Source organism: Xanthomonas sp. MUS 060 (genome assembly GCF_000963215.1).
In the GTDB taxonomy this organism is placed as follows: domain Bacteria; phylum Pseudomonadota; class Gammaproteobacteria; order Xanthomonadales; family Xanthomonadaceae; genus Xanthomonas_A.
Window position 1 is genome coordinate 129,718 of the sequence record NZ_JZIM01000004.1, and the last position, 12,859, is coordinate 142,576.

Consider the following 12,859-nt stretch of genomic DNA (forward strand, 5'->3'; position numbering starts at 1 on the left):
ATGGTCCGTTCCTCCTGGTCGCGCCGGCTGTTCCCCTCCTGGCCGCTGAGTCTCACCATCACCGCGTTCTGGCTGCTGATGAGCGACAGTCTCAGCCCAGGCCAACTCTTGCTTGGCGGTGGACTCGGCGTGGCGGTGCCGCTGTTCGCCGCGCGCCTGGACCGCGAGTTCGCCCGCATCGGCACGCTGCGTCCGCTGCCGAAGATGCTGTGCGTGGCGGCCTGGGACATCGTGCGCTCCAACGTGATGGTCGCGCTGCAAGTGCTAGGACCGCAGACACGAATCCGCCCCGGCTTCGTCTGGGTGCCGCTGGATATCGCCAACATCCATGGTATCGCCGCACTGACCAGCATGATCACCCTGACCCCAGGTACGGTCTCGGCAGCGTTGTCGCAGGACCGCAAATATTTGCTGGTGCATGTGCTGCACCTGGACGATGCCGAGCGCCTGATCCAGCAAATCAAGACACGTTACGAAGCGCCATTGATGGAGATCTTCCCATGACCCACGACATCTTCATCGACACCACCATCGTGGTGTGCATGCACATGGTCGCCCTGGCGATGCTGCTGGCGTTGTGGCGGCTGCTGCGCGGCCCGACCCTGCCCGACCGCATCCTGGCGCTGGATACGCTCTCGATCAGCGCAATCGCCGAAGTGATGTTATGGGGCATGTACCTGGATTCGCCGGTGTATTTCGAGGCGGCGTTGATCATCGCCATGCTCGGCTTCGGCAGTACCGTGGTGTTGAGCAAATACGTGCTGCGTCGGGACATCGTCGAATGAACGCATTGCTGCATCTCACCCTGGCGTTGCTGCTGATCGTCGGCTGCTCTTTCATCCTGCTCGGTGCGCTGGGACTGGTGAGACTATCGGACTTCTTCAAGCGCCTGCACGCGCCGACCATGGCCAGCACGCTGGGCGTGGGCTGCATTCTGCTGGCCTCGGTGGGCTATCACCTGTTCCTGGGGCAAGACCCGCAGCCACGCGAATTGTTGATTACCGTGTTCTTGTTCATCACCGCACCGATCAGCGCGCACATGATGGCAAAGGCCGCGCTCTCGCTAATGCTGGCAGAACACCCACCGACGCCCGACAGTAGGGACGTCGACCAGAAACGACGACCGATGCCGACTCGAACGAAGCAACCGCCACCGTTGCTCTAGCCTGCTGCTGAGGATGACATCCAACCCGACGCCGCGCTGATGCCGATCCGCACAGCGGCGTGAACAGGCCGCCACGTCACCAGCAAGACAATGACTCGGGCGATATGCGCCAAGCGCGTTGTGTCGGCGTACCGCAACACGATGGCAGGGAATCCATCATGCGGCGAATACAGGCCTCGGCATGGATGCGGCAATTGTCGCCATGCACCCGTTCGAATCGGTGTAAAACAGAGCGCGAATGCCGCCTCGCCGCTGGTATGACCTTGTCACCGGCACCACTGCGACACAACGTCGTTGCGCCATCCAGCCACGTCACACCCCATCGCCACAGGAGCTGCACATGTCCCAGCCCGATCCGACCTCGTCACCGCCACGTCCCTGGCTGGCACTGGCCGGCATCGCCGCAATCGCCGTTGCTCTGGCCGCCGCCTTCGCCTGGAGCGCGGGCTGGCTCGGCGGGCCGCAACGGCTGACCGCCCAGCACATGACCGACGCCCTCCAAGCCGGTGGTCCAGCGCATCCCGGCTTCCGCCGCGCGCACAGCAAGGGGGTCTGCGTCAGCGGCCACTTCGAGAGTAACGGCCAAGGTCAGGCATTGTCCGAAGCTCGGGTGTTCGCCCAGGCCTCGGTGCCGGTGCTGGGCCGCCTGTCGATCGGCGGCAGCGATCCGCACGGCGCCGACGGCCAGGCACGCGTGCGCAGCATGGCCCTGCAGTTGCGCAGCGACGACGGCCAGGAATGGCGCATGGCGATGAACAACTTTCCATTCTTCGTGGTCGCCACGCCAGAAGGCTTCATGGCGCAGCTCCAGGCGTCAACGCCAGATCCGGCGACCGGCAAACCGGATCCAGCGAAGATGGCCGCGTTCCTGCAGCGCTATCCGGAAGCACATATGTTCCAGGAATGGGCCAGGACCGCGCCATGGTCGAACAGTTGGGCCAATACCGAGTACAACGGCGTCAACGCGTTCCGTTTCACCGCCGCCGATGGCAGCAGCCGCTACGTGCGCTGGTCGATGCGCCCGCACACGCCGTTCATGCCGTTGTCGGCGGCGCAGCGCGCGCAGGCCGATGCGAATTTTCTCAGCGAGGATCTACAGACGCGGCTGGAGCGCGGCCCGCTGCGCTGGGACTTGGTACTTACCGTGGCCGCGCCCGGCGATCCAATCGAGGATCCGTCCCGCCCCTGGCCACCGACGCGGCAACATGTGGTCGCTGGCACCCTGGTGCTCGACCATGCCGAACCACAGGCCAGCGGCCCATGCCGCGACCTCAACTACGACCCGCTGATCCTGCCGCACGGCATCGCCGGCTCCGACGACCCGATTCTGGCCGCACGTTCGGCGGTCTATGCACAATCGTTCAACCGCCGCGAGCGCGAGATCGCACGCGGCCAGGCGCCGGATGCCATCGGCCAACAAGGAACTGCACAATGAATCCGAGCAACCGATCCGGGCACTTCAACCTGACCGCGCGCGTGCTGCATTGGCTGATGGCGGCGATGATCCTGACCATGCTGTTCGTCGGCGTCGGCATGGTTGCCTCGGTGTCGCAACGCCCCTGGCTGCTGGACCTGCACCGTCCACTGGGCATCGCCATCGGACTGCTGGCGCTGGTGCGCCTGGGCAACCGTCTGCGGCACCGCCCGCCGCCGCTACCGGCCGACCTGCCGCACTGGCAAAAAATCGCCGCGCATGCCTCGCACGGCTTGCTGTATGCGCTGATGCTGGCGATGCCGCTGTTGGGCTGGGCGATGCTCTCGGCTGGCGGCTATCCAATCGTGCTGTGGGCGGGCGTACACCTGCCCGCGATCACCTCGCACAACCCGGTGCTGTACGCGGAGCTACGTTGCGCGCATGGCTGGCTGGGTTATCTGTTGTTCGCCACGGTGTTGGGACATCTGTGCGCGGCACTGTTCCATGCCTGGATACGCCGGGACGATGTATTGGCGAGCATGGTGCGCGGCGCGGCAGCGGCCAAGCCAACGGCAACACCCGAGCGGACATAGCCGGACAACGCGGGATAACGCCTTACGATGACGCGAGTTGGCAATCGTCGTTCACGCTCAGCTCGGTCACAGCCGAAGCGACTCGATTGCGGCCATTACGCTTGCCAGCGTAAAGCGCAGCGTCGGCGCAGCGCAGCAATTCCTCGCCGGTACTGCCATGGTCCGGATAAGCCGCTACGCCAATCGACACCGTGATCGGTGGCAGCGTTTGCCCCTGATGCTGTACCTGCAGCTGCTCGACCGCCACGCGAATTTGCTCGGCGCGGCGTTGCGCAACGTCTGCCGAGGCACCCGGGAGAATCACCGTGAACTCCTCGCCACCATAACGGCAGGCGATATCTTCCGGTCGCACCATTCCCGCAAGCAACTGGCCGAAAGCAGCCAGCAACGCGTCGCCGCCAGCATGGCCCAAACGGTCGTTGAGCGCCTTGAAATGGTCCAGATCCAACATCATCAGTGCCAACGGCAAATCGCGGCGCGCACAGCGCGATAGTTCGCGCAGCAGCGACTCCTCCAGATAGCGTCGGTTATACAGCCCGGTCAGCGGATCACGAATCGACTGCGTGCGCAGGCGCTGACGCAAATGCAGATTATGCAGCGCCATCGCCAGTTGCTCGGCCACCACCTCGACCAGGTTCAGCCGCTCCAGCACGGCAAGGTCGGGACTGGAGAGATGGATCATCCCCAGCCGTTCGTCCTGCACGATCATCGGCACACAGGCGCCGTAAAGCGCTTGTGCGGGTTCGCAAATGGCATCGGTGGTTTGTGCGCACAGCGACGCTGCACCGGGCTGCATCACCTGGGTCGCGTGCCGACATAGACTCTCGCAACGCTCCAGCGACATCGATGGCGCACATGCCGTCTCCATCCCCCAGTGGGCGACGCACACCACCTGCTCGCCAGCAGCATCGGTGCAGTACACGCCGCACCCAGCCGAACCGAGCAGGCGCTCAAGCGCCTGGCGTGCGACCTCGACCGCTTCATCTTGCTGCACGCAACTCTGTAGCCCGCGACTGCAGCGGTTGAGCGTGCGCAGGTCCTGTTCTGTACGCTGCATTTGCTGGACTGTGCCCACCAGCAGCGCATTGGCATGATGCCCAAGGCGCTCGGCCTGAGTCCGGCGACCGATGATTTCGCGACGCAGCAGCATATACAAGCAGAGCGTAAGCACGCACACGCCTGGGATACCACCGAAGGCCAAAAGACGCAGGATGCCGGCGCTATCGGCAGTGGCCCGCATGCGTTTGGCGAGCAAGTCGCGCTCGCTGTGCAGCATTGCATCGGCATTGCGACCTGCGGCCTGGGACAGCGCGTAGGCCTGGCGAATGCGCTCCATCTCCGGCCGCATCGTCGCGTCATTGAGCTGAAGGCGCGCGATCGCATGCTCACTGATCTGCATGCGTTCGCGGATCTGCGCCTGAATCAAACGCAGTCGCGACGATTGCGCCGGATTATCCCGCAGCAAGGTGGAGAGTTGTTGTAGATGCGACGGCAGGGACTGCTCGCAACGCTGAAAATCGACCACATCCTTGTTGTCACCCGGCAGCAGGAAACCGCGCAACTTGGCGTCGCAATCGCTGAGATTGAATTGCAGCACATTGATCCCGGCAACGACCTGGTTGCTGTGCTCTACAGAAGCGGCATCGGCAAGCAAGCACTGACTCCCAAACAGCAGCGCGGCACTGATCCCGATCAACAACAGCAACGCCAGCGGCACGCCATAGCGATTGATGGTCGCGAAGGACATGATGTCAAAGCGCGCAGAGACAGAAGTACCGTCGTCCTCCGGACCAAAACCGAGATGCGGAATCATGCGCAAACCACCAGACGAGCTCCAAGAGCAAACCCACATGGGATCGTAGTATCCCCTTCAGAAGCGCCAGCCGCGCCGCTTCCATGCAAGGCAGTAACCATGGACACACGTACCGGTAACTGCTGACGCTCAATGCGCCGGGCCATTTTCAGGGAGCTGAACTGGGGTATGTCGATGTCGATGACCGGCAGGTCAGCCCACAGCCCACAGCACGCGGCCTCGCCATCGGCCACTCTGGCGACGGCGTCGATATCCGCCTCCAGGTCCAGTAGGGTTCCCAATGCGCTACGCACCATTACCTGGTCCTCCGCTAACACCAATCGAACACGGCACCCACCCCTGTGGGGGTATTGTAGGGCCGTCGTGACATCAGCGCTCAGCCAAACGCAGCAATCCGATCAACGGCCATGCTGCCACGGACCAACCTGAATACCCACTGGGCATTGACCCGGTCGGCGACCCGTTTCCCGGCCCTGTGCGCCGCGCGGCTGCCGATCACCACTTCCCTGGATGTGCTGCGACCCGGCGCAGATTCCAAGAGCGCGCTCGCAGCCTGGCCCAATGGGGACTGACGCGTCATCTTTTGGTCATGAAAACACGGTAGAGCAGCGCCCCTCCCAGGGAGTAGCCTGCGCGACCATTTGTTTCCATCTCCGTTACCGCCATGTCCTCGCGCCTGTGCCTGTTGCTTGTCCTGTGCGCCAGCGTGTGCCTGGGCGCCTGCTCCTCCACCTCGTTGAGCGACCGTCTGGTCGCACCCGGTGGCGTATCACCATTGATGGACGAGGAGCGGATCCAAAGCCTGCTGGCGACCCTGCCCAACCGCAGTGGACACGTGGTGGTGCCGGGCGGTATCCCGATCTTCTGGCGCGCGATCGACCCAGGCGATTACCGTATGCGCTACCGCTACGAACACGCCGCTCGCGACGCCAACGGCCACGAACACGCCGACTTCGCGATGGACGTCGCCACACCGCCGCCCGGGATTCATCCGGTACCGCGCGGCACCGTGGTGCTGTTGCACGGCTGGATGATGGACGGCGATTCGCTGCTGCCGTGGTCGCTGGACCTGGCTCAGGCCGGCTATCGCAGCATCAGCATCGACCTGCGCAACCACGGTCGTTCCGGCGGCGGGCCGGCTGGCTACGGCACCCGCGAATCCGATGACGTGGTCGCGGTGATCCGCGCACTACGCGTGCGCGGCGAAGTACAGGGGCCGGTCTACCTGTTCGGCGTGTCCTACGGCGCGGCCACCGCATTGTTCGCCGCGCAAAAGCTCGGCAACGCGGTCGACGGCGTGGTGGCGCTGGAATCCTTCGCCAATGCCGGACGCGGTATCCGCGACATGATCCCGCACATGCTCGCCAGCCACCCGCGTGGCTGGATGGCGAGCGCCGCGATGGATCTGGCACGGTGGCGCTATGGCGATCAAAACTTGGACGCGGTGATCGCCAGCGCCAATCAACGCCTGGCGCTGAACCTGGATCAAGTCGATGTCACCACCGCAGCACGCAGCACAACCGCTTGCGTGCTGCTGCTGCACGGCAGCGCCGACCAACATATCCCGGTGGCGCACGGCCGATTGCTGGCGCTGGACGCGCCACGCGCGCACTACCTGGAGATGCACGGGGAGAATCACCTGAGCCTGCCGATGCGGCTGGATCTGCTGGCACCCACCGTAGAAGACTGGTTCGCCGAACTACCGGCGCCACGCCACGACGGTCACTGCCCGCAGCCGCTGCCGCCACGCCTGGACGCTAGCCAACAATTCACCCTCATCCCGACAGTGAACACCACCCGAGGCTGAGTGCTGTATCGCCCCGCTATGCCGCGCCGCGGCGGCGCCCGATCCCCGAACGCCACACACTCTCGCCAGCGAACAGCAGCAGCCCGATCCAGATCGCGGCAAAACCCAGTGCCCTGCCGGCATCGAACGGCTCACCGAAGAAGCAAACACCCAGCAGCAACTGCAAACTTGGCGAGATGTACTGCAGCAATCCAACCAACGACAACGGAATCCGCCGCACCCCGTAAGCGAAACCGATCAACGGCGCCGCGGTGACCGCGCCACCGCACATCAGCAGCACGTCGTCACGCCAGCCCCAGGCGCCCAAAAACCCGCCGCCGTGACCCGCCTCGCCCCAGAGCACGAAGCCCAGCGCCGGCAGAAACAGATACACGCTTTCCACGCCCAATCCAGCCACCGCATCCACGTGCACCAACTTGCGCAGCAGGCCGTACAGTGCGAACGAGCTGGCCAAACCCAGCGCGACCCACGGCGGCGCGCCTGCATCGATCGTGAGCCAGGCCACACCGAGCGCTGCACACGCGACCGCGAGCCATTGCAGCCGACGCAAGCGTTCATGCAGCACCACCACGCCGAGTAGCACGTTGAACAGCGGATTGATGAAATATCCCAGGCTGGCCTCGATCACATACCCGGCATTGATCGCCCAGATGTACAAGCCCCAATTAAAGGCGATCGCCACACTGCTCAACGCCAGCGTGACCAACGCGTGCGGCTGCGCGGCGATGCGCCGCCACCACTGCAGGCGTGCGCTGTACAGCAACCAGGCCACCACCAGCACGGCGCTCCACACGATGCGGTGAGCGATGATGTGCGCAGACGGCACCGCCTTGAGCAGATGCCAGTACAACGGCGCGACGCCCCATAGCGCAAAGGCCCCAGCAGTCATCCATAAACCGCGCCGCAGGTCGTGCTCGGCAACGCTCATCGGCCAGTCCCCGCCACCGCGATCACCACCGCAGCGGCCAGAACGTGCACCACAGACCAACCGCCACGCAACACCGCGCGCGGGCAGGGGCAATCGAAACGAACAAAAAAGATGACATACGCGCACGACATGGACGAGGAGGATGACCTCGGATTCTAGGGCGTGTGCCGACGCACGTTGACACGAGATGCGTTGGTCACCGGCAATGGCTGGGACGATGTCGCGTGATGCTGTCCTGGCCATCGCCAAGTCAAGCCGCACGACGCATCTGACGTAGCGCTGACGGCCAACCCGACCCCGACGGCACGCCATATTGGCGCGCGCCGAACTTGCGTGACTGACCTTGTCTCAACACACCTCGGATAACTTCGCAGTCGACTTCTTGAAGTCCATCACAGGCCGCAGGCCAGCGTCACAAGAGCGCTGGACCGGGCTGACGACGATGCCAGACCGGCACCTTCCTCACCCCAGCCCTCGCCCTCGCCGTGTCGACCGACCCACCGGCCTTAAATTAATAATCTATTCATTATCACAGGCGTATTCCAGCACTACACCCTTCATTTTGGAACTACCATGACCAGCATTGATGCTTCACTGCAGTCGATCGGTAGCGCACCAAACCCATTCGCCATCCCGACAACGAACCCGTTCGGCAACACTGTCCAAGCAAGCAATGACACTTCTGCAGTGCAACAGGCCGTCTCGCTGTCATCGGATGCGGCGTTGATCCTTAGCCTCGGCACTTCCTCGCCTGCCGACCAGGGCCTCACCTATACGGCGGCCGGTCTGTTCAATACCATCGTCCGTGCTGGTTCGGCCGACGGCACCTCGCCCAACATCGATCAGAATCAGGCGGATCAGTCCTATTCCCAGGGCATTCTGGATGGTATCGGCAACCCCCCGTCGACACCCGGCATCTATAACGCATCCGGCGTCTTCACCGCCGACAACACGTTGCCCCCGGCACTGTCGTCCGCGCTCAAAGAAAATCCAAACCTGACCGGCCCCATCGTCGGCGATCTGCTCAACCAGGGCATCGTGGGCGGTCTGATTTCCACCACCGCCTGAGCCGGTGACGCGGCTCTTCGGCGAGGGCGAGGATCCTAGTCAGTCCGGTTCTCGCCAGGGGTGAAGTGATGCCGTGCCGAGCGGCAAGCAGCAGGGAAGCCACCTACAACGAAGATCGCCAGAGGCGATGGCTCTCTAACCTAGCGGGACGGGTCCGTCGCACTTCTCCGACTCATAAGCCAATGGCACTCCATACCTTTCCGAAGCATCTGTTTCACTGCCGCCCTCTGCAACAGATGCATCGTTGGCTGCCTGTGCGGCACCTCCCATGAACAGAGCGGCGGACAGCAGCAACATGCGCATCGGGTTCACGATCACGACCTGACGACGAGTAGGCAGCACAGTGTAAAACGTGACGGCGCCAACAGACAGAGCGCGGTGAAATCCTCGTCCGCACAGCGCGCATGGCGCCACTCAACCTGCGGAACGATCCAACCAACAAGCCAAGCCCTGCGCATTGAGTTCGATGTCCATGTGCAGCACGCGCTCCACCCCGGCATCGTCCAGCGCGCAACCGTGCAAGCGTGCGCGCTCCAGGTATAACGCGGTCAACGCGGCAACCAGACAACGATGACGATCGGAACGGCCATCGCAGACGCGCGCAATCGCGACCATCGCATCGAGTTGCTCGAACAGCTCCGCCGCCAACGTCGCCGCACCTTCCACCGGGCCGTAGTGCGTCAGATACAGGGTCTGCGGCGCGTAGTCGAGCATGCGCTGGATCGAGGCGCGCATGGCGTCCGGCTCGAACTGTACCGGCGAGGACGTCGGAATCGCGAACGCGCCGCGCGCACTGTCCAGCTCTCGGTAGGACAGCCCGAAGGTATCGCCGGTGAACCAACTGCGGCTGCGCGCATCCCACACACACAGATGATGGCGGGCATGGCCAGGAGTATCGATACACAGCAATTCGCGCGCACCCAACCGCAACCGATGGCCCTCTTCGGCAACGACCACGCGCTCGGCTGGCACCGGCACGATGCGGCCATAACTGCGCGCCATCTCCTCTTCGCCATACACCGCCGTGGCGCCCGCGATCAGCCGCGCCGGATTGACCATGTGCGAGGCGCCGCGCGGATGTACAAGCAGGCGCGCATTCGGCAGTTGCTGCAGCAGCGCGCCAGCGCCACCGGCATGATCCAGATGCACATGGGTGAGAATCAGCCAGTCCACCGCGTCCGGCGCCAGGCCCGCGCACTCCAGCGCGTGCAGCAACACCGGCACGGCATGACTGGTGCCGCAATCGACGAAAGCTCCACGCCCCTGCTCCACCATCAGATAAGCCGCATCGAACTGCGCGCGCTGAAAACCGGTATCGACGAGATGAATGCTGGGATCGCTTGGCATGGCATCAGGCAGCGGCTGTGCGAAAGACGCATTTTAGGCCGTATGGAAGGCATTGGCAGCTCAAGCCAACGCAGCACAAACACGCCTGAAGGCGCAGCTTCAGCCCCGATCCGATTTCCGCATCGGGACCGACTCCGCTACCAGACAGCCGCCGCGCTCAGTCCGCCTCACGCAGACGCTGCAACGCACTCATGACCGTTTCTGCGGGTGCCCCCAGGACCAGCGGCATCGCCTGCAACGCAGCGGCCTGGGTGACCTGCTTGAGTGCGGCGATGGTCTGCCCCGCATCGCGCGGCGAAGCAAAGCCGGTACTGTGCAACAACAACGCACCCTCGCCATCGAGCAACTTGAAATAGAACTGGCCGTCGCCTTCGCGGTACTGCTTGAAACTCGGTAGCGTCTGTTTTGTGGCAGTCGCGTTCGATACGGCGTCGCGCTGGGATAAATCGCGCAATCCCACCGCATGCCGCAATTCGGCCAGGAACGGCGTGGCGTAACGCTCGCGCAAGCGCTGCGCGTTGTCGCGCAATGTCGCTTCGATCACCTCCGGACGCGCCATCAGCGCGTCATAGCGCTCGCGCATTGGTGCGATCTCGCCATCAATGCGCTCGAACAGTTGCTGCTTGGCCTCGCCCCAGCCGATACCGTCGGCGAAGGCCTGCGCGAACGCCGCAGTCTCCTCAACCGTGGCAAAAGCCTGATACAACTGGAACAACGCCGAACCCTCGGTGTCTTTCCGCACGCCAGGCGCACGGGAATCGGTCACGATGGCGAACACGCGCTTCTTCAGTTCCTCGCGCGGCGCGAACAACGCGATGGTGTTGTCGTAGCTCTTGCTCATCTTGCGCCCGTCCAGTCCCGGCAACGTCGCCACCTGCTCGTCGATCAGGGCCTCGGGCAAGATGAAATGGTCGCGACCATAAACATGGTTGAAGCGCTGGGCAAAATCGCGCGCCATCTCGATGTGCTGGATCTGGTCGCGGCCCACCGGGACTTGCTGCGCCTTGAACAGCAGGATGTCGGCGGCCATCAACACCGGATACATGAACAAGCCCGCCGTCACGCCGGCATCCTCGTCCTCGCCATCGGCGCGGTTCTTGTCGACCGCGGCCTTGTAGGCATGCGCACGGTTGAGGATGCCCTTGCCGGCAACGCACGTCAGGAACCAGGTCAGCTCATTGGTCTCCGGCACGTCCGACTGGCGATAGAACCATACCTGGGCCGGATCCAGGCCCGCGGCCAGCCAGGTGGCGGCGATCTCCAGCGTCGAACGCTGGGTACGCATCGGGTCCTGCGCCTTGATGAGACTGTGCAGGTCGGCAAGAAAAAAGAAACTCTCGATGCCAGGACGCCGACTAGCCTGCAGCGCAGGACGGATCGCGCCGACGTAGTTGCCCAAATGCGGCGTGCCGGAAGTGGTGATGCCGGTGAGAACGCGGGTGGTCATGCGGAATGAAAGGCCGAGGAAAACCCGACGAGTTTAACCGCAGCGCACGCCTACGTTCCGGCACATGGCCGATTCAATCGCAACGCCATCACGACATGCGCATCGCGTGTGGCCGTGGTCGCCACGCCGGTGGATGGGTCATGACAAAAAAACGGGCCGGCAAGCCGGCCCGTTTTCATGGTTGAGCAAGTCGCTCAGTTCTTCTTGGAAGCAGCGTCTTCTACTTTCTCGCCAGCCTTCTGCACGTCCTTGCCGGCACCGGCAACGGTGTTGCAAGCCGACAGCAGGCCCGCCGAGAAGATCGCCAACATCATCAACGCAAACATACGCTTCATAAAATTCACCCCTTTACTTGATCATGGGAAGCGGCATGGTAACCGCACGGAATCGCATGCCGGTCGTGCGCGACAGTCTGCCGCCGCGCATGACCGAGGCACTCAGCACTTGCCCGCACTGCAATCCTGAGCCTTGTCCTCCACCTTCTCGCCCGCCTTCTGCATATCCTTACCGGCACCGGCGACAGTGTTGCAGCCGCTCAGCAGGCCCGCACAGAACAGGGTCAGCATCATCAAGGTAGTCAGTCGCTTCATCAGGAATTCCTCTGGCAATCTAAAGATGGTCTGGACCATGACGATAGGCGCCGCCGCGCTACCGCCTGTGCGTGAATGTGCGGTCACGACTGTGGATTTCACGTGAATGAACCCTCGCGCCATTCAGTTTCGACCTGCTGCACTGCATCAATCGCGCATCGGGGCCGCTTTGCCGAACAGGCTCTCGACCCAGTCCACGGCCAGTTCCGCTGTCAGGTTGTCGCGGTCCAACACTCGGCGCAGTGCGAGGATGTCGAGCGAGCAAGGGCCTGGATCCGGGGACGATGGCCAACACCGCACTTGCGCGCATGCCAGCCCTTGAGCTGGAAGATCCGCTATACCCTGTTCTTGCTCATCCCAAGCAATCCAGCCACCGTTCGTTCACCGAACGATGGCTCGACCTCGATCAGTGCATGGATCGGCTCGGCCAGTTCCGGCCTCACCTGCGCCGAGCTGTCCAACGCTTGATCTGCTCCTCGTCCATCGCTTCGCTGATCGGTGTCTTCTTCGAGAAGTAACACCGGTGCAGGATTTCATCGGGTCTTTACACCTGTGCGAACGCGTCGAACTTCAGTGCACTGCCTGGTGTGATCATGGCAATACAAGATAAGGACCATGCCTTCTCGGTCACATAGGGAGTGGCTGGGTTTGAGAGGCTCCCAACTGGTTCGGGCAGAAAATCTGCCT

General features: G+C 63.3%; 15 protein-coding genes and 1 pseudogene. 8 read left to right on the forward strand and 8 right to left on the reverse strand.

Features of this window, described 5'->3' with window-relative positions:
- The 5 genes from XANALMUS060_RS06530 (at position 1) to XANALMUS060_RS06550 (ending at position 3,172) form a co-directional block, all read left to right on the forward strand.
- The gene (locus XANALMUS060_RS06530) at positions 1–504 is read left to right on the forward strand and encodes a Na+/H+ antiporter subunit E (protein ID WP_045737680.1); all 504 of its coding nucleotides are present in this window, start codon (positions 1–3) and stop codon (positions 502–504) included.
- Positions 501–785: a K+/H+ antiporter subunit F gene (locus tag XANALMUS060_RS06535; protein ID WP_045737681.1), complete on the forward strand. Its 285-nt coding sequence runs from the start codon at positions 501–503 to the stop codon at positions 783–785. Before XANALMUS060_RS06530 ends, XANALMUS060_RS06535 begins: the two co-directional genes overlap by 4 nt.
- The gene (locus tag XANALMUS060_RS06540) at positions 782–1,165 is read left to right on the forward strand and encodes a Na+/H+ antiporter subunit G (protein ID WP_045737682.1); all 384 of its coding nucleotides are present in this window, start codon (positions 782–784) and stop codon (positions 1,163–1,165) included. The genes XANALMUS060_RS06535 and XANALMUS060_RS06540 overlap by 4 nt, the downstream gene beginning before the upstream one ends.
- Positions 1,166–1,505: 340 nt before the next feature.
- Complete coding sequence (locus tag XANALMUS060_RS06545) at positions 1,506–2,600, forward strand: catalase family peroxidase (protein WP_045737683.1); 1,095 nt, start codon at positions 1,506–1,508, stop codon at positions 2,598–2,600.
- Positions 2,597–3,172: a cytochrome b gene (locus XANALMUS060_RS06550; RefSeq protein WP_045737684.1), complete on the forward strand. Its 576-nt coding sequence runs from the start codon at positions 2,597–2,599 to the stop codon at positions 3,170–3,172. Before XANALMUS060_RS06545 ends, XANALMUS060_RS06550 begins: the two co-directional genes overlap by 4 nt.
- Positions 3,173–3,194: 22 nt before the next feature.
- Here XANALMUS060_RS06550 and XANALMUS060_RS06555 read toward each other — a convergent pair whose 3' ends face one another.
- Both XANALMUS060_RS06555 and XANALMUS060_RS06560 read right to left on the reverse strand, forming a co-directional pair.
- Positions 3,195–4,985: a GGDEF domain-containing protein gene (locus XANALMUS060_RS06555; protein WP_235430379.1), complete on the reverse strand. Its 1,791-nt coding sequence runs from the start codon at positions 4,983–4,985 to the stop codon at positions 3,195–3,197.
- Complete coding sequence (locus XANALMUS060_RS06560) at positions 4,982–5,302, reverse strand: response regulator (protein ID WP_255352352.1); 321 nt, start codon at positions 5,300–5,302, stop codon at positions 4,982–4,984. Before XANALMUS060_RS06560 ends, XANALMUS060_RS06555 begins: the two co-directional genes overlap by 4 nt.
- A 347-nt stretch (positions 5,303–5,649) precedes the next feature.
- Here XANALMUS060_RS06560 and XANALMUS060_RS06565 point away from each other — a divergent pair, with 347 nt between their 5' ends.
- Entirely contained in the window at positions 5,650–6,792 is a 1,143-nt protein-coding gene (locus tag XANALMUS060_RS06565; protein ID WP_045737685.1) for an alpha/beta fold hydrolase, read from the forward strand.
- A 16-nt stretch (positions 6,793–6,808) separates the two neighbouring features.
- Here XANALMUS060_RS06565 and rarD read toward each other — a convergent pair whose 3' ends face one another.
- A complete protein-coding gene (rarD, locus tag XANALMUS060_RS06570; RefSeq protein ID WP_045737686.1) occupies positions 6,809–7,720 on the reverse strand; it encodes an EamA family transporter RarD in 912 nt (303 codons plus the stop codon).
- Positions 7,721–8,293: 573 nt separating this feature from the next.
- Here rarD and XANALMUS060_RS06575 point away from each other — a divergent pair.
- On the forward strand, positions 8,294–8,788 hold the full coding sequence (locus tag XANALMUS060_RS06575) for a hypothetical protein (RefSeq protein WP_045737687.1): 495 nt from the start codon (positions 8,294–8,296) through the stop codon (positions 8,786–8,788).
- A gap of 414 nt (positions 8,789–9,202) precedes the next feature.
- On the opposite strand, the gene XANALMUS060_RS06580 is transcribed toward XANALMUS060_RS06575, so the two are convergent.
- The 5 genes and pseudogenes from XANALMUS060_RS06580 to XANALMUS060_RS19690 form a co-directional block, all read right to left on the reverse strand.
- The gene (locus XANALMUS060_RS06580) at positions 9,203–10,135 is read right to left on the reverse strand and encodes an MBL fold metallo-hydrolase (RefSeq protein ID WP_045737688.1); all 933 of its coding nucleotides are present in this window, start codon (positions 10,133–10,135) and stop codon (positions 9,203–9,205) included.
- A gap of 157 nt (positions 10,136–10,292) precedes the next feature.
- Positions 10,293–11,582 carry a tryptophan--tRNA ligase gene (locus XANALMUS060_RS06585; protein WP_045737689.1) on the reverse strand — a complete coding sequence of 430 codons (1,290 nt, stop codon included), beginning with the start codon at positions 11,580–11,582 and terminating at the stop codon, positions 10,293–10,295.
- A gap of 194 nt (positions 11,583–11,776) precedes the next feature.
- On the reverse strand, positions 11,777–11,917 hold the full coding sequence (locus XANALMUS060_RS06590; RefSeq protein ID WP_045726655.1) for an entericidin A/B family lipoprotein: 141 nt from the start codon (positions 11,915–11,917) through the stop codon (positions 11,777–11,779).
- 102 nt (positions 11,918–12,019) lie between these two features.
- Positions 12,020–12,172 carry an entericidin A/B family lipoprotein gene (locus XANALMUS060_RS06595; protein ID WP_012914816.1) on the reverse strand — a complete coding sequence of 51 codons (153 nt, stop codon included), beginning with the start codon at positions 12,170–12,172 and terminating at the stop codon, positions 12,020–12,022.
- 147 nt (positions 12,173–12,319) lie between these two features.
- A pseudogene (locus tag XANALMUS060_RS19690) lies at positions 12,320–12,433 on the reverse strand (arginase); the annotation flags it as partial.
- A gap of 23 nt (positions 12,434–12,456) precedes the next feature.
- Here XANALMUS060_RS19690 and XANALMUS060_RS20485 point away from each other — a divergent pair.
- Complete coding sequence (locus tag XANALMUS060_RS20485; protein WP_161795381.1) at positions 12,457–12,690, forward strand: hypothetical protein; 234 nt, start codon at positions 12,457–12,459, stop codon at positions 12,688–12,690.
- Positions 12,691–12,859 lie beyond the last annotated feature (169 nt).